This window comes from Saprospiraceae bacterium (assembly GCA_016710235.1).
Lineage (GTDB): Bacteria > Bacteroidota > Bacteroidia > Chitinophagales > Saprospiraceae > Vicinibacter.
On sequence record JADJLG010000001.1, the window covers coordinates 592,431 to 615,240 of the forward strand.

Here is a 22,810-nt window from a genome sequence, read left to right on the forward strand (position 1 = left end):
GGCCACTTATGTGGCCCATTTTTCGTTTTTGGAATAGGATTCATATAATATCAGCTTCAACCAGCTGACTATCAGTCTATTTTGATCAATTTGCCTTCCAGTCGTTGCCGCCCAGCCGTCACTCTATAATAATATACTCCTGCATGTGGAAGGATCTTTTGGTCTATTTGCCAGAAGTTGATCCCTTTTGAAAGCTTCATCTCTTCTTTAGCTATTGTTTGTCCCGCCTGATTACTGAACTCGATTTCAGCGATACCATCCAAGGTAGATTCAAATCGCAGTTTACAAGTACTCGAGAAAGGATTTGGCTCCGTTGTCAGATTATTAATAATTGGATCATCTTGATTCAATAATTCTTTATCATACTTAATTTTGAGTTCATAAGTCTGATCATCTGTTCCATAAAGTTCGTTGACTCGACTCTGATCTACTCCAAGCACATCACTTAGTTTTGCGGTTGCTTTTACTCGCCAGTGTAAAACTAAGAACGCCTTATTTCTGCTGATCTTACCTTCTTCATGTTTGCACAACCAACTGATATGAATTGCACCATTGCGAACCGAATATTCATCTGTATTGAGGAAATTCCCTTTTTGATCACTGATGACTTCTTCAATTTGTTCTAGTTCAATGATATTTTGATCATATTTGAAATGCATTTCTATTGCTTTTGCATTGACAGTTTGCACCGGGACAATTTCTGTTTGTGTCCATGTACCTGCATTCAAGTTGCGATCCAACATTTTTGCATCCAGCTGCTTATATCTGGCTACCAACGCATTAGAAAAATTATCATTTGCTCCCGAAACATCCCCTATTTTTATTCCCAAGAAATCAACCTTGATTCCTTCAAATAAATATCCTGTATTAAACTCTTCTTCCAAATCTTCCTGGAGCGGTTCTGAAGGATTTGCGAACTTATGTGAGCTTGGACAAAATCTCCAAGAAGTATTTCCTTGAAAATGGTCTTCCAGCCCTAATATCATTCTTCTCAGAGCTGATATATCTGCAGCACTCACTCTTTTGTTATTATCGACGTCCGCTGCAATTAATGCATAAGGATTTTTCAAAAACTCAATACCTAAGATATGTTTTTGGATCTGAATAATATCCCAGGTACTGATTCCGTATAATGGTTCATCATCCTTCCTTGGTTTAATTTTTAATTTCACTCCGGAATTAATCTTATTGAATAAATACTTTCCTTTCAAATCATTAACTCCTGACATTCCATTTCCTTCTAAATCCACTTTCACTCCAGTAATAGGATCGTCATTCAACATTCTAATTAATCCTTGCACGACAATATTTCCCTGAGCATTTGTACCACAATTATTATTTGGATCATTTACAATCACCAGAGCCCTGCAAATACCAACATTTCCTGCCTCATCTTGCACATAAATGTCTATTGAAAATGTATCCGGCGGAGAGAGAAGATCAGCACATGTGATGTATCTGCATGTATCATTAAAATTACCTCGTGTAAAAGATATCTTGAGTAAATGGGAAGGAGTGCAATTATCTCTATAAGAGCTCAACAATTGCCGGGCTGTTAGTTTGATACTATCATTTGCAGGCATATCAAGTATTAAAACTCTACACTGGATTCGAGGATTAATTTGATCAAGTACTACTATAAAAGTTGTGTCCCTACCTACATTTCCACATTCATCAGTTGCAGTATAAATTACCCTGGTAGTACCTACCTGATAAATTCCACTTGCATTTGCGCCTCCCGAGTTGTAGCTATTCGTGATTTGTACATTTGAGTTACAGCCCAAATAATAAGCCAGAGGTAAATTTACATATCTAGCACAAGAATCTTCTTCTGAACCAATAATCGTATCCCTTGGCGCTATCAACCTTGGTGCACGATAATTGATGAGTGTTATCCTCTGTGTGTCTCTCAAATATTGGCCTCCGTTGCATGGAGTATAAGCTGTCCAGAATCTATCAAAAAATCTACAGCTATCCGCGCGTGTCATGATTGATCCGTCACGATATGTGAATCTGACTGTGGAACAAGAATCTCCCGGAGCTGAAGGCCTTCCTATTGAGTCCGGCAAATTGCTTCTACATGCCAATAAAGTCGTGTCATTTCTCCATCTGATTGAAGAAGGGACAAATGAAAAATTATTTACTACTGTAATTCTTTGTGTGCAACTACTATCTACGGTACCACTCCTGTATGTCAGAAAAAATTTACGATATATTGTACCTATCTTACAACTATCTATCATACCACTATCTCTATATGTGAGAGACAATGTATCAACACAAATTGCAATCGGTTTAAATCTTCCGGTTTTGTTTAAATCCCTATAATCAATTGTACAACTGATAGTAATATTGGATGGGCAGGAAGTTTGTATAGGAACTTTATTCTGAACTTCAATTTCAATCATACATGTGCTGACATTACCGGCAGCATCCCGTACCTGAAAAAACAACATGGGATTGTTTCCAATATCTTCACAACAGAAATAAACACTATCTCTAAAAATCGTATCCTGAGGTCTTCCACAATTGGAACTCATCCTCGCTATCCAGGCAGTATCTATTCCACAATTGTCATATACATACGTAAGAGCCAAAACATGATCTGCCGTCAAAAATGCTTTTCCATCTAGTCCCAATGAAACAACCAATTTTGGCAAACAAACCAAAGTCGGCAATGATCTGTCTACGATCAATCCTGAATAAGTACAGGTATCAGAATTGCCACATGGATCTATAGCAATAAAATTGAATGAATGCAATCCTGGTTCTAAAAATATGCTTTGTCCGGGTCTTGTTAAATAAGTACTATCCACTCTCACAAAAAACTGAATAGATGCAGAAGGAGAGCAAGCATCTGTAGCGACACCTTGAGGTATCGTATAATTTATTCCACACGAAGAAGCTGATGTACCTATAGTGAAATTTGCTGGACAAACAACAGATGGTGCTGTAGTATCGGCAATAGTAATTAACTGCGACATACTTCTTGATGCACCTGTGCACCAATCCCTAACCGTCCACCTTCTTGTTTTTTTATACATTCCCCCACAAACAATTGAAGAATCTTCGGTGAATGAAGCAAATAAATCACAGAAAGGATCTATAGATTCTCCAAAAATAGTAGGTCCTTCCAAACTTGAAAAATCCGGAGATGGACAATACAATGTATCATCCTGTGGAAAAACAATACTATCTAAAGGTGCCTTTTTAAAATAAATGTCATTTGAACAATTGACTCTATTGTTGTAGCGATCTGTTACAGTCCAAGTTAAATGTGCAATAGCTACATATCGAGCACCACAATTTAACTTTTCAAATCGTAGATCAAAATATGCTGTTGGATTTGGATCACAGTTATCCGTTATCGTGATAAATTCGTTATAATCATAACTAAACGGGTCTTCAGTACAAGGTAAAGTATCGCTCATACAATTTACACTAGGCATTAATTTGTCTTCGACAATGAGAGTACTCCAACAAGATTGTCCGGAAGTTGTATCCACAACTGTTGCCATAATGACTTTTCCTATGTCATCGCAACTCACCATATTACTTCCAGTATGATTCACATAAGCTTTGAACTGACTGTAGCTAGGAAGTTTGTCTGAAATTAACATCCGTGGTGTTACGAGTGCCATTCCGTTTTGGCCCAGAGAAATCTGAACGGATCCATTACATGAAAGCACTAACATTTTATCACTTTTTGAAAAATCAGATATAATCATATCATCACTCATGCGTGACCAATCATCTGGTGAAGATATTGCATGTATAGATGTAAGACTTAAAACCAAAAATAAAAAAAACAAATGTCTAACATGGTTCTTACAAATAAACGCAAATAAAAATAGTGACTTTATCATGTCTATTGATTTAATGTTGTATAAATTTCGTCCTTATTATTTCAATGCAAGCTTGATTACCTCATTGTTCGCTTTAGTATCCAAATGGAGAAAATAAAAACCATCGGGTTCACTTTCTCTACGTTTGATTGTGATATCTTGCAAGCCCCTTCTTAGTAAACTCTTCTGAGTTAATATTTGCTTGCCTTCTATATTGAAGAGTTGTGTATTCAACTGCTGATCACCAGGGCTCCATATTTTAATATTTAATTCTCCATGAAATGGATCAGACTGAATTCCTTCAACTCTAAATCTTTGATTCTCCAAATCTGATATAATGTTTTTTGATTTCCAATTTATATACCTGATTTGGTCGTGAGAATCAATGATAAAGGACTGAAATCCAGTTATATTCTCAATTTCCAAACAATTGTCTGACAAATTATCCATTCGAATTTTACAGAGTAATTGTCCTTTAGATACCGAAACTGAAGATTGATTGATCTTAACCAGTTTCAAATTATGATGATCATTGATGGAATAAAATTGAGCATCCATTTCCTCGTTCAACCAATATACTGGTTGGTCCATAAGTATACAGTCATTTGCGGTTTCTACTCCAATCTGAGCCGCTTGCATTTCTATACTTTCGTCAGAAAAAAATGATAACCATCCATCTTCAACTTTATATTCCAAATTAATTGAACTTTCACTCGAAGCTCTAGAATTTGTAAAACCATCTTCCAAATCACCCAGCTTGATTGCTGAAATATTGAATGTCCCTGTTTGTTTAAGTGGTTCAATAAATACATTATGATTTTTACAATCAAGTGAAGAAGACTCCAGATCATGAAATATATAATCTTTCTCTACAAAAGCATAGGACGATCCGTGTGAAAATGATTTTGTCTTACCCAGAATCAAGGATCTCAAGGCAGAAATATCTGATGCGGAAATTCGTCCATTGCGATCTACATCTGCTGCAATGTACTCGTATGGATCCTCAAAGTATTTTACACCCAGTATATGCTTTTGAATTTTTATGATATCGGCTGTACTAATGCCAAGTAAAAAATTATCATTTTTACTTAATTTCAATTCATACTTATTACACTTTGGATCACAACTCAATTCAGCAATTCCATTTGTATTCGAAATAGTTTCACTTTCCGCATTTGTTTGTGAAATTTGCTTAATCCTCACTCCTTCCAATCCCAGATTGGAGTGCCCAATTGATATGTTCGTATGTGCTGTAATGAAGGAACCGGCTGTTGAACAACAATTAAGATTGTCTCCGACAACTATATAGGTATTCACTATTGAATAATTTGAATTCAAATCCCATACATAAATTGGGAGTTGAACCACACCGGAATCAGCACAGGTAAATGTTTTTAATGAATCAGAAATATTTATTGAAAACGAAAATCGAAGTTGATCTTCCGGTGTACAATTATCACTGCTGCTCACATTAAACCTGGATGCAGCTATACTTACCATACAACCAGCATCCATCTGAATGAGGTTTGTACTCAAACCATAATTTACTGAAGCCAGTGGTGGTTTGGCATCACGAACTTTCAGATTAAAAAAACTAAATCCTTCCTTATTGCAAAGGTCTTTTGCAAAGTAATAAATTCTATGCTCACCAGTAGGAAAAAGTCCGCTTGCATTATTCCCCAAACCCTTGCGATCTATGATTCCATCATTGTACAAATCAATTTCAAATCGATAACCTGATGTCAATAATGCTCCACAATCAGTTGCACTGGTTGATGGAATATTCACTAATTCCATACTACAATTGGCTGAAAAAATATCGGTGGTAATATCTGGAATCACAATCAGCACAGGAGCAACACTGTCTAACAACTTAATTTCCTGATCATATTTATAATATCCATTTGTAGGTATTGGAGCTAAATTTTTATTATAAACACACCAGTTTACAACTTTCCAATGTCTAATGATTTTAGAGCACACTCCTCCCATACTGAACGCAAAAACATCATCTTCATAACTCGTAGTAACCAAATCACATTGATACTCATTTATTATAGGCACACCTGCCATAGAAGTATCAATCATGGAACCGCATCCATAAAATGTTTTAGAAGATGGCCATTTCAGTTGATTTGTATCCAAACCATTGAATACAGGACGAGGTGTCACAGTTATAACTTGTGTACAGGTAGATGATAGTCCATTTGATTCTGACGCAGTATACATTCTCGTAATCGTACCGGAACCGCAGCCGTTCAGATTGTATACTATTGTCGAATCAAGACTAACCAGTGAGCAATTATCGGAATATTGAGGCCGGGAAGAATTTAATACACTGTCTAAATCTTGTCCGCATTGTACAGTTATATTAACTGGGCAATACAGATCAGGCGCAAGCTTATCCACAACATCAACCATCACCATGCAATCAGCGTAATGATTGCGCAATACTGTGTCAGCAACAGGACCTGTACCAGGATAAATATCATAGACTCGTAGAATCAACTGTAATGAATCCGTATTCAAGTCAGAGCAACAGAATTTCACTTCATCATGAAAAAGATTATTGGGATTAGCTACTAGCCGACATCCAGATGCAGGTGCTATCATTCTTCGAATCTTGAAATAAACATGACCGCAATTATCATGACTTGCAGCATTAAATACTGAGGCAGGTATGATAGCTTCTCCGCTATTATTTAAATGCACGACAAGATCAGGAATACAAACCGGAGTGGGTGGAAGTGCATCATATACGGTAACATTCATTGTATCTGTTCCTGACATCCCACAATCGTCGCGAATTGTGTATATTACTACATACTTTCCTGTTGGGAAGCGCATTAGGCCACCATTAGAAGTTAATGTATTAAAGATACTCCTTGTCTCAAATGTCAAATTTGCAGAGCAATTTCCAGAAAAAGTCGCAGGGGAGAGTAAAATAGCTGTATCACAAGTTCCAGTATTCTTAATTTGGACAGTGAGATCTGCCGGAGCATTTACTGATATTGCGCAGAAAGAAGTAGTTGTTGCGTAAACTCCTAACGATGAGTTACAGTATAAAATAATCAGACTAATTACACCTGATAGGTGTCTCAAAATAAAAGGAAAATAAGAATAATTCCTTCCTTGTTCTAAAGATCCAATGCCAGTCATAGACTTGACGTTTTGCTAATTCGTGAATAATACTTGGCTCTGATAGTATTTGGGACACTAAGAAAGCTGCATAAACGTCGTTGGGATGGGAGTTCTTTGCAAATATTAATTGATCAAGTCAATTTTCAATTCACATTACAAATTTATGTAATTTGTATAATGCGGTGTATCAAATATTTACAATATTATTCACATTTTTTTTATTTTATGTGTAAAGCATTGAATTTGAAATTATTAGTATTGACGGATTCCTAAATAAAAAAAGCCCCCCTTCAATTTCTTGAAGAGAGGCCATCCCAAAAACCGATTTAACTTATCTCACGTATCGGACTACGTGTTGTCTCCTTTTCGCTACTCGCCGGCTTCAGGATCCTTGGCTTGGGTTGCCTTCGGTCCCACCGGACTAGCTCTGATCGTCGTAGATTACTCTACTACTACCATGCGCTTCGTAGCTGTATGGTTTGCTGCGTCTAACTGATAGTACAGTACGCCGCCGCCATTCAATTCTGATTTCTCGATCTTCTGTGTATTCAAGCCTTTTTGACCTTGGATCTCATACACTCGGATCACTTTACCTGTCACGTCGTAGATGCTCAACTTAACAGCTCCTGCTTCCGGTAATCGGTAGCTCACAACTGTCTCCTTGTTGAATGGATTCGGATTGTTCTGATACAACTCGAATACTCCACTCTCTACTACTCCTTGATCTGTTCTTGCATTCAAGCTCACGCCCTTCACTTCTTCACTTGCTTCGTATGCTTCTGCTGCTGTCACTTCACTTGTGATCGCCAACATGCCGCTTAACTTACCGCTGCGTACGCTGCGGAATACTACTGTGAATAATGTTTCGTCGCTACCATAGCTTGTTCCTGTACCGCTGTTCCAGCTCGTTGTCAAGATTCCTTCGTTCACGCGGTTCGTTCCAAAGTTGGATTCTGTTGTACCCAATACTCCGCTTTCTACTCCTTCAAAGTTCAACATCTCACTGTCAAACTTCAATGTGAACTGGTATCCACTGATGTTGCGGAAATCGCTTGACTTGAAGTTTACTTTGTATACTTCTCCTGCTACCATTTCCTGCTCATCGATTTCCATGCTCAACTTGCCCGATGTCCTCACGCTTCCGCTCATCACGTTGCTCGCTCTGGCATTGCCGTTCAAGTCTCCCATCTTTATCGCTACAAAGTCACTTTGTTTCACTTCTTTCTGCGTGCCAAACACCTCTGTGGCTGTGCGTGGTGCACCCCATGGCTGCGTTGGATCTGCAAATACATAGCTCTTCGGTACAAATGTCCATGATTCTACTGTTGCAAACTTGCTCGTAACTCCCAAGATCAACTTCCTGATCTCGCTGATGTCACTTGCTGTGATCTTGCCATTGTTTGTTACATCTGCTGCAATCAACTTTATGGGCTTGTGATCACTTCCTGACCTAAGATATGCTTCTGTATCTTCACGATATCTGCTGTCGTTACTCCATTGGATGGATCTTCTGTTCTTGTAGGTTTTACTACATATGTTGTCGCCAACTTCAAGTCGCCAAATGTGTATGGGCTTCCTGTACGCTCTAACATCATATTTCCGTTTTCATACAACTCCATCTTCACCGGATTTGTCACGTCATTGCTTTCTGTTCGCAAATCTCCGTTGATTCTTCCTTTCAAGCTTTGTGTATCATCACAGATATTCTGATTGTCTTGTACGATGATTACTGTCTTGCAATAGTCTGTATTGCCTTCCAGGTCTTCTACCCACATTTCAACGTCTACGATCAACTCGTCGTTTGCTCCATTTGCTACAAAGTCGCTACAACAGATGGTCTTACTTGTTGCACTTGTATCTCCGTCAAAGTAGAACTTCAATCTGCTCTGTGGTGTACAATTGTCATATGAACCTCTGTCCAAATCTTTTGCCCAGATTGTCACACATCCATTGGCTGGCATTGGTACTGTGATCACTCCTGTCAAACAGTATGGTGTCGGTGCTTTGCAGTCCTTCACTTCAAACAATTCGTCTCTCACTCCGATATTTCCACATCCATCCTCTACGATCCATCTGATCTTGTGGATTCCGATTGGATACGTTCCACTTGCACAGAATGGGCTGTTTGGATTGTCTGCATATGGATTGTGTGTAAACTTCGGCACTTCTCCATTGTCAAACTGACGCTTCGTCAATGAGCCTACTACAAAGTCATAGCCACTGTGTGTGCCTACTCCGTCATTGTACAAGTCGATCTTGTATTCCCAGAATAACCAGTCTAGTGGGCTACAGTTGTCTGTTGCATCTGCACACAACTCGATATGACCTAAACACAAGCCTGTTGTATTGTCTAATACTGCCGGCTCACATGTGTATGGTCGCTGTGTTACCACAGGATCGTCGTTGTCTCTCACCTTGATCACCTGCTGATACTCCCATCGGCCTGTAAGGATGTTTCTGCTTGGATCGTACTGGCACCAGTCGATTACTGTCCACGTTCTGATCACTTTCAAGCACGCATCCGGCTCGATTGTAAATACTTCATCATCATATTCGATTGCGATCAATGCACAGTTGTCGTCTGCATTGTTCATCACTTTCGGTCTGCCCAATCTTGGATTGTCAGGGCTTAAGTCAGCTCCACATCCGTCGATCTCTACTCTTCCCGGTAAGCTCGCGCTGATACAGGTTGGCCATTCGATGTCGTCGTTTGGATCGCAGTAGTCTGCAGGATTCACATAGAATGGATCACAGTCTACTATCCAGATCGTCTGCTGACGGCTCAAGGTTACTCCCGTTGACGTTCTTACTGTGAACGTTCTTGTCAAGACTCCTTGTCCGCACTTCACGTTGTCATCGTTTGGTGTCACTGTTACTGTTACGTTACAGCCACCCAACACATATCCATCAAAGCCCCATACCAACTCATACTTGTTGTCCGGATGGGCCGGATTGTACAAGCTGTTGTAGTAGTTACATGCTATGTTTGCTGCAGGTAAATTCGGTGGTACTGCCCCTGCTGATGGGCCAGGATAGTTGTGCAATGTATTTGGCACACAGTATCTCTGACATACCAGGTCGTTTGTTTTCACTTTCGCTCTTACGCTCAAGTCCGTTACGATTCGTCCAAATGTTGGATCCAATGGATCACGCAATTTTTCAAAATCATACCAGAACCAGCAGCTCACTACGATATTCGGTGGCGGTACCAATGTCGGTACTACCTTGTCTTGTACGTCGACTTCTACCATACAGTCGCTGTAGTGACCAAACAAGTCCCCTACAAACTGTAGATTCGGTCCGCTTCTTCCCATTCTGTTCGGATGGATTGGGCCCGTACCCGGATCTACGTCAAAGACTCTCAACACTACCATGATCGTCTTGCCGGCATCTGCACAGCAGAACTTCGTGAAGTCGTCAAAATATACCTGATTGCCCGGTGCAAATACAGGATCCGGATCATCGTCTCCGTTCAATCCATTACATGCTACTCGGTTGTCTGTCGGTGGAAGGCGTCCGTTGATTGTGCCCAACAACTCTTCCATTCTGATCACTTTGAAATAAATGTGCGGTGAACAGTTGTCAAATGAACCATTGTCCAATGATTCTGCAAATACTTTCGTGATATTTTCTCCAGGGCTGACGCCGCCTACCAAACTCACTACTGTATTCCTGATACACACCGGTACCGGTGGTACATTGTCCAATACATTCAATCTCACGATCTTCTTCGTGATATTGCCACAACAGTCTTCTGCTACGATATATGCATTCTGGATTCCTCTCGGCAAGCCTGTTACTACATATCCACTCTCGTCGTTGCCGATTACTGTTCCGTCTTCTACTTCTACTGTATAGTGTATTTCATTGCTGCAGTTGTCTACCAACCAGGCCGGTGGTACTTCCCAGATTCCTGTACAGCTCCATACATCCATTGTTGCTACTACTGAATCCGGATACAATATTTCCGGTCCTTCTACGTCCGCTACCTTGATCACCTGATTGTGTCCGCCTACTTTGCCTGTACACCAATCCATCACTGTCCACTGTCTCAACACTTTGTAACAGCCTATTGGACCCGCATCACAGCCCGGTTTTGCCAAGTCGATCACGATGTCTTTGTACACTGTTCCAAAATTGCGGCACTGCGTCGCCGGACGACCTGTTCCGTGCCACATCACGTGCGTGTTCGGTCCATAACAGTTCGGATTCAATGCATCCCAGTTCTTGTGTGCAGGATAATATACATCATCAGGACTTGGATGTCCGAAATTCGCATCGTTCACATCGTCGATACAATTCCAGCCCAATACTCTTGGTATCCTTCTTCCTGCTACTCCTCCTACTCCCAAATAGATGTTTGGTCGGGTAGGATTTGCTCTCCAGTATACGCTGTCCAACAAGTAGCCGTCGATACAAGTATCCGGTGCTACTTCGTGCGGGGTAACGTCTTTGTTCCTGTCGATCTTCGCATCACAAGCCAACATCGCTTTATTGCCCGGTACGCCATCATAGTTTGATGGTGCCAATACGTCGTTCAAGTCGCCTATGCTCACTGTGATCGTCTGTACACAGCTTCCCTTGTTGCCACTGCCATCAATTGCTGTCCAGGTTCTTACTATCCTCTTGTCATAGCCCAATGCACAACTTCCTTGTGTCACATTGTCTCTGTAAGTCAACGTGTAGCTGCTACAGTTCTCGTCTACAACAGGTGTCCCTGTATTTGATGGTAATGTGCTCGCTGTACAACCTATTGTTACGTCAGCAGGACATGTTAATTCCGGTGCTAACTTATCTTCTATTGTGATATGACCCCAGCAGCTGTTGCCTGTCGCAGGATCGATTACTTTTGCTTCATAATTCTTGCCGATATCCTGTGATCCTACCTGACTTCCCGGTACTGCAGGTTGTCTATCAATCAACTGGCCTGTCGTCCAATTCCTGATCTCCACGATATAATCATCATAACATCCGTATGGGCCTCCTTCCAATATATCGTCTGCTCCTATCGTTGCAAAACAATTCTCGTCAAGGCTCACCTGAATATTGTCATTGCATGACAAACTTCTCTTCGGATTGGCATATGCATTTACACAAACGTCAAATGTACAGTTGGTTACGTTACCTGATGCATCTGAGGCTGTATAACACAAGGTCGTACATCCTATCGGAAAGAAACATCCAGGACCATATGGTGCTCCACATGTCTGTACCAATCTTACACGATTCGATGTTGCTACCGCATATCCGATATGTCCGATCCAGTTTGTGTTTCCAAATCCAAATGATGAGTTCACAAACGGCGCTGTAAATAAGCCTCCTGTGTACGTAGCTCCGTTCACCGGTGTATTTACGTTTGCATCTCCAAAAATACCTGTCGTACAGTCTCCGAATATGGATAAGTATGCACTAGCTTGTCCTGGTGCATGTATATATACACCCCTTGTCTCGCCTGCTGCCATTGTCAAACAACCAATTTTTGAGCTGTCAACAATGATTGGATCACAAGCTTTCAAGGTATCGTATGCTGTTCCCGTTATCAAATTGAATGTATCCTTTGGTCCAGTAAATCCGGCATGGGTTGCTACTCTACTAGCACACAAGGTCCATGCACTCGCTGTTGCTTGTACCGGTGCATATGGGCCGGGTGCTGTACGGTAATAAATATTGTGCGTCACATTCGCAAATGAGAACCAGCCCACTTCCTGAAGATTCAATTGTCCACCTGATGTGTTCACCAAGTCGAACATCACACCCCATGCGCCTGCTCCTCCTGATATCTGCCATGCTGCGTTCGTACGGCATATGTTGCCTACGCGGTTGATGCTGCCAAAATACTGGCCTGCAGGACAGTTGTCCATAGCCATGAATGGCGGTGCATTCCATGCTACCTGACATTCGCCGGGACCGGCGTTCAATGTAATAGGCTTCGTAGGACATGCTGGCACCAATGTCGGTGGCTCTAAGTCAGCGATATTGATTTGCTGATATGAAGTATCAAACGCTCCACAACCCAATGAACTTCTCCACAAGATGTGTTTCAATCCAGGTGTAGTAAACACGATGCCTGTTGCAGGACATTGTGTCATCGTCATATTGATACAAGGTACTGTCGCTGCTGATGGAGGTCCGGTCAATATTACGTATTGTACTGCTCTTCCCCCTGGAGCTCCTACCACAGTCGTTCCTACTGTACCTCCGTTGTATGGTGATACTGTCAAGGCAGGTACGAATGCGATAGACGATGGTACTGTAGCAGGTGCAAATGCCGGTGCAGGTGTAGCGCATGCTACAGGTGCAGGTGTACATGTACCAGCCTGCAATGGAAGATTTGTCACTCCACTGTAGTTTGGCAATGCCTCAGGCAATGCAAAAGTCATACTCCAGCTAGTGAATTGGCCTGTTTCTCCACTCCATCCATTTGTGTAGACCAAGTCCCACTGACCACCGATATTGGTGCCCGCAGGATTGAAATCAAACAAACTGCATGATGTGTTTGTCGGTGGAGTAGCATTACATGCCTGACCGCTTCCTAAGTGTGAAGCAGATCCTACTGCACCTGTCTTAGGACGATAAAACCCAGTAATCGCGCCAGCAGTTGCAGGATATATCCTGGATGCTGTATCACACAAAGTGACATTTACAGGTATGTTGCTGCTTCCATTATCTCCTATTGCATTCAGCAAGTTCATATAACTTCCGTTCGGTCTGCGCAAGTTCAACTGAAAGTCTCCTCCCCATGAGTTGATGATGAAGTTCAGTCCAACCGCCGTCAATCGGTAATTGTTTGGTGCACCTCCACCAGTAAGTGTCGGTACAATCATTTTAAATTGTGATGCTTGACCTGAAGCAAGTGTTCCTACACCACTACAAGTCACCTCACCTCCAGTGGGAGGCAATATACATCCTCCGCTTGGTGAGTTTATGTTTGGATTCGTTACGTCTCCGCAGTTGTTTTGATTTGACTGGCTCGAAAACGTAATCTCTTGTCCATACATCTGAGCACTCAGACTCAGAAATATAGCCAATACCAAACCATATTGAAAAAATGTTTTTAGTTCTTTCATGAAGTTTTGAGTTTACTAGTTATATAAATATGTTGGGATCAGATTTTTATTGTTTGCAGTAGATCCAGATACTCAGACTTCGCCAATACATTCGTGATTGTCGCATCCATATCGATCTCTCTGCCGTTCCTCATCACTACATACGCACTGTTTGTCTGCAAATTCAAATTGCTCAACAATACAGCTTTCGTGTCCATGTTTGGATCTACTCGTCTCCAGTGCATCGATCATTTGCATGTATAGATCGATCACCAATTTCTGCTGAGGATCATTCGCTCCTCCGCTCTTCCAGATTTGCTCCTTCTCGTGCATCTTCGTACGCAATGCGTCAATCGCTAGCGCCACAGGCTTCAATTGTGGTATGTTAATGGATTGTGCTTTCGACTCAAGTCCTACCAGGAGGAAGAACATTACAGGCAAAAACAACATTCCTAACTTTACCACAAGTGCAGACATTGTAAAATTTGTCCTTTTCATGAGATTTAGTTTTGGTTAGTAAATTTTAAGTTATAAGAATTCATTTTTTTAATACAATACTATATATACCAACTCTTTACCCCATGACCAAAATCATAGAATAGTACAGATATAAACATTTAATACGTTTATATCTTACAACTGACATCACACGATACCATTTTCAATCGATGAAAATGACTTATCGTTGACAATCAAAGAGTTTTAAACAAAATTAGACTGGATTTTCGCCGAGGATTGCTTCGCCTGGAGGAGAATCGAGCCTTGAGTTTCGTCTTATATCTTTCAAATGCACAAACGACCGTACACCTTTCCAGATACAGCGACAAAGATAGAGGTCTCTCTAACCACACATATACCCAAAATATAGTATATTTCATATATATTATTAGTATAATATGTAAAATGCACGCACTGATCCTCCAGCGAAATCCCTTACCTTTGTCTCACAATCAAGAAATAGTAATGATCAAACAAATTTTTCTGGCTGCTTCAATGGTTTCATTCATACTAGCCTGTAACACAAAGAAACAAGAAAAAACAACTTCGGCAAATGATGAATCAAGCGTTGGCTTTATCCTAAAAAGCCCGGCTCAAACCGGTGTCCATTTCTCTAATATTCTCACAGAGGATGATCAAATTAATTATTTAAATAATGAAGCTGTGTATCATGGTGCCGGAGTAGGTGTTCTCGATATTAATAATGACGGAAAGATGGATCTCTTCTTTGCCTCCAATCAAGGAGACAATAAACTATATTTGAATCAAGGTAATTTTAAATTTGAAGATATCACTTCAAGTGCAGGTGTAGCAGGAGGAGCAGAATGGGCAGGAGGAGTCAGTATCGTTGATCTTAATGCAGATGGCTGGGATGACATCTACATTTCCTGCCACTTAAGCGCAGAAGAAAGTCTCCGCAAAAATAAGCTCTATATCAATCAGAAGAACAACACATTCATAGAGTCTGCAGAAAAATATGGATTGGCAGATGCGTCCAGGTCCATTCATGCTGTTTTCTTTGATTATGATTTGGATAATGATCTGGATGCATTTATATTGAATCAGCCTCCTTCTGATTATCAATCACGTAATAATATTATTGCTCCCGATCTTAAATTTAGCAATCATTTTTATATTAATGAATCTGAACAATTTGTTGATAAAACTGCAGAGTTGGGACTGATACAATCCGGATATTGTCTGAGTGCTTCAGTATCTGATTATAATAATGATGGAAGACCCGACATCTTTATCAGCAATGATTATTTAGTACCAGATGCATTAATGAAGAATATTGAAGATAATGGTTTTCATAATATTATCAACACAGCGTTCAAACACACCAGTCAATTTAGTATGGGTAGTGATGCAGCGGATATTAATAATGATGGTTGGGTGGACATCTATTCAGCAGATATGGTGGCAGAAGATCATTATAGAAATAAAGCTAATATGAGTGGTATGAATCCGGAAAAGTTTTGGAAGCTCATCTCTTCGGGATTTCAATATCAGTATATGTTTAATTGTTTACAACTCAACAAAGGGAATGGTTACTTTAGTGATATTGCTCAGTTATCAGGCATCTCTAATACGGATTGGTCATGGACTCCACTATTTGTTGATTTGGATAATGATGGTTATCGCGACTTATATGTAACTAATGGTTTCAGGAGGGATGTGAGAAACAAAGATTTCGATCATTTGAGATCGGAATATTTTGAAAACAGAAACAATCCAAATTATAAGGGTGAAAAATTCGCACATGCCACTGACTTGTTGGATCGGGCACCATCGGTAAAATTGGTGAATTATGTTTTTAAAAATAATGGTGACCTTAGTTTCAAAAAAATGGCAAAATCATGGAATATGAATCAAGCCAGTTTCAGCAATGGTGCAGCATATGCTGATCTGGACAATGATGGTGATTTGGATTTAGTCGTCAATAATATAAATGATCCGGCATTCATTTACGAAAACATGAATGACTCAAAAACAAATAGATATATCAGACTCAATCTGAAAGGCGAAGGAAAAAATACCAGGAGTATAGGCGCTCGTGCGAATATATATTATTCCGGGAAAATGCAGACTGCCGATGTAAACAACAATAGAGGATATATGAGTGCTTCAGAATATATTTTGCATTTTGGACTGGGCGATGTCAAAACAATCGATTCTATCATCGTTCGATGGCCAAGTGGAAAAGCATTAAAACTTGAAAATATTAAGACAAATCAAGTTTTGGATTTAAATGAAATCGACTCAAAATTCAAATTGCCCAACCAACTCAATCAAAATTCACAATACACCTACACTCACGAAATAACAGATAAAATTGGACTAAATATTCGTCACCAGGAAAATAATTATGACGATTATAAAAAGGAAGTACTGATGCCGCATAAAATGTCCACTCTTGGTCCTTGTCTTACAGTATCTGACGTAAATGGTGATCATCTGGAGGATTTTTACCTGGGAGGTAGTGCAGGACAATCAGGACAATTGGCAATACAAAATCAAGACAATACATTTCAAATTAAAACAATTCCTGCTTTCCTACAAAATAAACAATCAGAAGATAGCGATGCAGTATTTTTTGACAAAGATGGTGATGGCGATATGGACCTCTATGTCGCATCAGGTAGCAATGAGTTCGAATTAAATTCCAAATTATTTCTGGATAAATTATATGAGAATGACGGCAAAGGAAATTTCAAAGATCTTTCAAGTGAACTGCCGAAAATTACAGTAAGCAAAGGATTGGTAAAAGCATTTGATATGGATGCAGATGGAGATATAGATATATTTCTGGGAGGCAGGCAGGTTCCGGGAAAATACGGTAAATCAGTTCCAAGCTTTATTCTCTTAAATGAAAATGGTAAGTTCGTCGACAGAACAGCAACTTTATGTCCCGAGATGACAGGTGAGTACGGAAACGTCAGTTGCGGAAATTACACTGACATTGACAGAGACGGTGATCAGGATTTAATCATTGGTGGAGAATGGATGAACATCAAAATTTTAATCAATGATGGCAAAGGAAAATTCAGTGATCAAAGTGCCAGCTGGAATACAAATCAATTATCAGGTTGGTGGAATACGATAACTGCAACAGATCTTGATCAGGATGGAGATCCGGATATACTGCTGGGTAATCTAGGTTTAAATATCAAATTCAAAGCTAGTCCTGAAAAGCCATTTTATGTGTACTTAAATGATTTTGATAAGAATGGAAGCTGGGATACCTATTTGGGTAGTTATGATGCTGATGGTAAACTATATCCAGTGAGGGGACGCCAATGTAGTAGTGAACAAATGCCTTTTATAAAGGAAAAATTCGCAAATTACGAGTCATTCGCTAAAGCTTCGTTAGAAGAAGTCCTTGAAGGAAAACTTGACAATACTATCATTAAAAAAGTAAATGAATTTCGAAGTGGAGTGCTGCTGAATGACCAGAAAAAATCTTTTAAATTTATACCTTTTCCAAATGAAGCTCAGATAGCACCCATTCAAGACTTCGTGCTCACCGATGTCAATTTGGATGGAAAAATTGATGTTTTATATGCCGGAAATTATTTCAATCGTGAAGTAGAAACTACGAGAAGTGATGCAGGAACGGGAGGCATATTAATGGGAAAAGGTACTGGAGAATTTACTGAATTGCCGTCATACCTCAATGGTATGTATTTAAATGGAGACGTTCGCAAAATGAAGAAAATCAAAATAGGTCAAAACGAATGCATTATTGTAGCAAACAACAATGGACCGATACAAATGAATATCATTCAAAGCAGAAAGTAAATAATTATGGTTTGATTTGGAATTGTACTCTGCCACAATTTCCAATCCGAAAACTAATTCCAATTTTCTTCAACAAAAGCAGAAGCAACCTTTACATTGTTGTAATATAAAGTTGCAACTTTGTTCTAAACTGTTGTATTAATATTTTCTATTGATAGAGACCGGGATAATACTTTTTCATAAATGCGTCCCGCCACACAGGGATAGATTCACGAACCTCTACATACATCATCAAATTAGTTTTAGGCGGTACTACCTTACTCGCCTGTTCGCCATACGCAAGTTGATATGGTATATAAGCAAAATACTTGGATCCAGTTTTTGCATATTGCAGAACTTTATCCAATCCCGAAATTGTTTGTCCAGCTCCCGTAGGAATAAATTGTGGTCTTGGTTCATTCAATGTTGTATTTAAAAATGATTTATCTTCAAACAACACCATTAAATCAAACCTGACATATTGATCTTTACCGATCTGAGGACCAGAGCCTTCTTCAAGGACTTTCAAGGTTATGCCTGAATCAAGTTGTATGAGATTAGTTTCCTTTCCTTGTTTGTAAGAATCAATATATTCCTCCATTTGATGTCGCAAAGCATTCTTTCGCTCCAAACGATTTGTTACTGCTGTTGAATCTCCATATTGAGAAAGATACAACTGAGCTTCACTTGTTCCTGGGCCTCCTACCTCAACTATTTTTAAATTCATCACAAAATGATCTACATCTAAATGTTTGTATTTCGCCTTTAAAAATGAATCCATTTCCTGTATAGCTGAAATACTATCTCCCACTGACAAATGGTATAATATGTCTTGAACTTTAGCATCCTTTGTGACATCCTTTTCGCTTTGTACTGTAAAAGGCAAAAGTAAATTCCGAAAGCTGGTTGACATGTCCAGACTATCTCCTACCCACCTTTGCGCAATACATAAAGCAACATCGCCTTCTTTCAAATTTACACCTGCTGAATCGTAGTGAAATATAAATTTATTACCTAGTTTGGTAGTAACCTGATTCTGAGGTACTTTGGAGCAAGCAAAAAAGATAGCAAACAAACCAACAATAATTGTAATACTCTGTACTTTCATTTTTTCAATTTGTGAATCAAATACAAATTAATTGAGATTTTGTTTACCAGTTCGTATATTTCTATAAACTTTTGTATAGTCATTATTAGTAGCAATCACATAAATCGAACCTAAATTAGAATTTAATTTTGTGATATCAGTAATTACAGCATCAATACTAAGTCCTGAGTCATTTGGTTTAATGTAAATAAAACCTCTATCTTCCTGTTGCAAGATAACACCTCCGATTGAAGCATCGGAACTGGTCGTCTCGACCTCTGTATCATAATTATTCCCTCCGAAGATGACATCAATTTTACCATCTCCATTTATGTCGTCACAAACAATAGCCCTAATACTTGAAAACTGGGCTTCGACAGGAAATGCACTCCATTTGAACTTTCCGCCTTCGTTCCAAAATACTCCACTACTGAAGTTGTTAACTTTATAATTTAAACTGCTATTTAAATTTTCACCATATAAATCATTCAAACTGGCATTAGCAAAAGATTTGAATGTAGGAAATTTGCTTTTAATCGAAGGTATTTGCTCTTGAGAACATTGCTTACCTCTTATCGGAACTATATCATTACCATTATACTTGGTTAAAATAATATCGTAAGTTCCATTTTGATCAAAATCATTACAAAATACCTGAAATGGTTTTTCTGCAGAAGTATGAAATTTATAATTCTCTCCCAAATTGCCACAAACTAAATCTATATCACCATCTTGATCTATGTCAGTTGCAATCAATTTATTCCACCATCCCTCTTGCCTGTCCAGTCCCAAATGACTCACATCTACTTCAATAAATTTTTGTCCATCCCAACTATAAATTTTAATTCCTAACCAATCCCCGCACAGCACCAGTTCTTTTGATTTATCTCCTATCAGATCAACCCATTCTCCAGATGTGATCATACCACATTTTTTTAAAACATTAGCCTTTTCATCTGTAACATCTTTGAACAAGCCTTTACCATTATTTTCCAATAAATAAGATTGTGGAGCATATGGATATTTATCCGGAACTGTTCGGCCACCTCTGAAAATATCCATATCACCGTCATTGTCAAAATCCAAACTCAGCGCATACTCCCCACTGGAGATAATTTTTGGGATCGAATTAATGGATTTTGTAAAATTTGCAGCACCATCATTCAAATAAAGTCTATCCTGATACATTTCTCCCTCAGGTGATTCAGTATCTCCTGAGACTATATAGAGATCCTGATATCCATCAGAATTAAAATCTTGAATCAAACTTTGCATATCTTCAAATCTGGCATCTCTTTGAAAAGTTGATTGAGTTTTTGGCTCAAATAGTCCTTCACCTTGCTGCAAATATACTTGTCCGCTTTGGCCTCTCGCTCCACCTATAAAAAAATCATTTTTGTGATCTCCATTAAAATCTCCAACGGAAATAAACGGGCCCATTCTGCTCATTCGATGAGGGAGTAAAATTTGCTTTCTATAATCGTTAAACAAGTTCTCTTTATGTTTAAATGGTACTTTCAAAACCTCACTTGAAACATCCATCAACCAAGCAGAGGGGTTTCCTTTTGATAAAGAACTCGGCTCTGCTTCACTGTGATTCACCTTTATTTTTGACCGAATTTTTACATTAGTGATTTTATTTATCCTGGTGTCTGGCCATACGATGATGCAACTATCCACTTTTGTAGCAGATCCTAATCCAAACTGGATAATACGATGTGATGATGATAGATACCCACGTTGCAATCTTTGAGTAATAGATTGTTTGCCTTCCGGTGTGTACACTTGAATTCTAGCTCCTATTGCATCCAGATTGCCCTGCGGACCAGTCAACTCCATTTGAAGGTAATTGCTCCTCTGGTTTGAATTATTGCGATATAAAAAAGCCTCTTCGTCAATATTATTTATGACAATATCCAAGTCACCGTCATTGTCCAAATCGGCTGTTGCCGATCCGTTGCTAAAACTTGCTTCTTGAATTCCCCATTCTTTCATTTTCTTTGAAAATGTAAGGTCTCCATTATTCTTATAAATAAAATTGACAGCTTTGACTGATGGCAAAAACTGATAAAATTCGTCGGGACTCTTCAGCATCATTCCAGCCCCATTTTTACCGGCCATTTCCTTAATTTTTGCATTACCGTCTTGATCGTAAACGTCCATCCTGTATCCATTGGTAACAAAAATATCTTTATAACCGTCCATATCAAAATCTTCTATCAACGGAGACCAAGACCAATCTGTTTTGTCTACACCTGCCAGCTGAGAAATTTCTGCATACTTTCCGTTACCATAATTATAGTATAATGCATTGTGCATGTATTGCCTGAGAAAACCTTGATGTTCCAATGAGTCGAACATTGGAATATTCATTTGTGGCATAGATGTCTTACTTCTTTTATAGTCTTCCGGTCTCATTTCTACGACAAACAAATCATCCTGCATGTCATTATTGATGTCAGCCATATCACTTCCCATGGAGTAAAATGGGATATGTTTAAAATAATCTTTGGCGGATTCTTTAAATCCACCCTTTCTATCATTTATAAACAAATAATCATTCTCCAAAAAATCATTCGCAACATAAATATCATCCCAACCATCATGATTAAAATCCCCTACAGAACTACTTAAGCCAAAGCCATAATTTGGTAAAATGCCAACAGTCTTTGTAATATTAGTAAAAGTACCATCTCCATTATTCCTGTAAAATTGATCAGTGACATACTTACTTTGATCGTCATATTTTGATTTCTTCCTATCAACAATTTGCATGATTGAGATGCCCCAATGATCAGGCCTATTTACTACATAAAGGTCTAAATCATTATCATTGTCGTAGTCAAAAAAATTCGCTGTTATTGAAAATCCAACATCGGCTATGCCATACTTTTCTGCTTCTTCAGTAAAGCTGAGATTTTTCTGATTTACAAAAAGAAGATTCTTATTTCTGATACTATCGAATGCATAGCCGCCGCGGCAAACGTAAATATCAGGATAACCATCTTGATTGATATCCACAATTGCCACTCCAGACCTCCATCCTCCGCTTTTGGTGATGCCAGAAGAAGTACTGATATCCTCAAACTTCAAATCCCCTTTATTGAGGTATAATCTGTCTGCAACCTGATTTCCTGTAAAATACAAGTCTTCAAGCCCGTCCTTATTAAAATCAGCAATTGCAACTCCACCTCCATTAAAAATATAATTGAAGTTGAATATATGTTCATCAACATTCTGCCTGATGTTGTTGGCAAACTGGATTCCGGTTTCTTTGGGACTCAATAAAGTAAACAAGTTCCCCTGAGTATCAACAGGAGCGGTTTTACTTTCATCACTTTTACAACCTGAATATAAAATTATTGCTAATAAAATAGTAACTTGACAAATGAACCGAAAATCAATCATGAATG

General features: G+C 39.1%; 8 protein-coding genes. 1 reads left to right on the forward strand and 7 read right to left on the reverse strand.

Features of this window, described 5'->3' with window-relative positions:
• Positions 1-71: 71 nt before the first annotated feature.
• From IPI99_02525 to IPI99_02545, 5 genes are all read right to left on the reverse strand, one after another.
• Positions 72-3,695: a T9SS type A sorting domain-containing protein gene (locus IPI99_02525; protein MBK7339384.1), complete on the reverse strand. Its 3,624-nt coding sequence runs from the start codon at positions 3,693-3,695 to the stop codon at positions 72-74.
• A gap of 207 nt (positions 3,696-3,902) precedes the next feature.
• On the reverse strand, positions 3,903-7,004 hold the full coding sequence (locus tag IPI99_02530) for a hypothetical protein (GenBank protein MBK7339385.1): 3,102 nt from the start codon (positions 7,002-7,004) through the stop codon (positions 3,903-3,905).
• A 423-nt stretch (positions 7,005-7,427) separates the two neighbouring features.
• Positions 7,428-8,408 carry a T9SS type A sorting domain-containing protein gene (locus tag IPI99_02535; protein MBK7339386.1) on the reverse strand — a complete coding sequence of 327 codons (981 nt, stop codon included), beginning with the start codon at positions 8,406-8,408 and terminating at the stop codon, positions 7,428-7,430.
• A 2-nt stretch (positions 8,409-8,410) separates the two neighbouring features.
• The gene (locus IPI99_02540; protein ID MBK7339387.1) at positions 8,411-14,053 is read right to left on the reverse strand and encodes an HYR domain-containing protein; all 5,643 of its coding nucleotides are present in this window, start codon (positions 14,051-14,053) and stop codon (positions 8,411-8,413) included.
• 72 nt (positions 14,054-14,125) lie between these two features.
• Positions 14,126-14,530 carry a hypothetical protein gene (locus tag IPI99_02545; protein MBK7339388.1) on the reverse strand — a complete coding sequence of 135 codons (405 nt, stop codon included), beginning with the start codon at positions 14,528-14,530 and terminating at the stop codon, positions 14,126-14,128.
• A 465-nt stretch (positions 14,531-14,995) separates the two neighbouring features.
• On the opposite strand from IPI99_02545, the gene IPI99_02550 reads away from it, so the two are divergent.
• Positions 14,996-18,331 (forward strand): VCBS repeat-containing protein, encoded by a 3,336-nt coding sequence (locus tag IPI99_02550; GenBank protein ID MBK7339389.1) that lies wholly within the window; start codon positions 14,996-14,998, stop codon positions 18,329-18,331.
• A gap of 148 nt (positions 18,332-18,479) precedes the next feature.
• Here the strand turns inward: IPI99_02550 and IPI99_02555 are convergent, their stop codons facing one another.
• Positions 18,480-19,418 (reverse strand): FKBP-type peptidyl-prolyl cis-trans isomerase, encoded by a 939-nt coding sequence (locus tag IPI99_02555; protein ID MBK7339390.1) that lies wholly within the window; start codon positions 19,416-19,418, stop codon positions 18,480-18,482.
• 27 nt (positions 19,419-19,445) lie between these two features.
• Entirely contained in the window at positions 19,446-22,805 is a 3,360-nt protein-coding gene (locus tag IPI99_02560) for a VCBS repeat-containing protein (GenBank protein ID MBK7339391.1), read from the reverse strand.
• Positions 22,806-22,810: the final 5 nt, after the last annotated feature.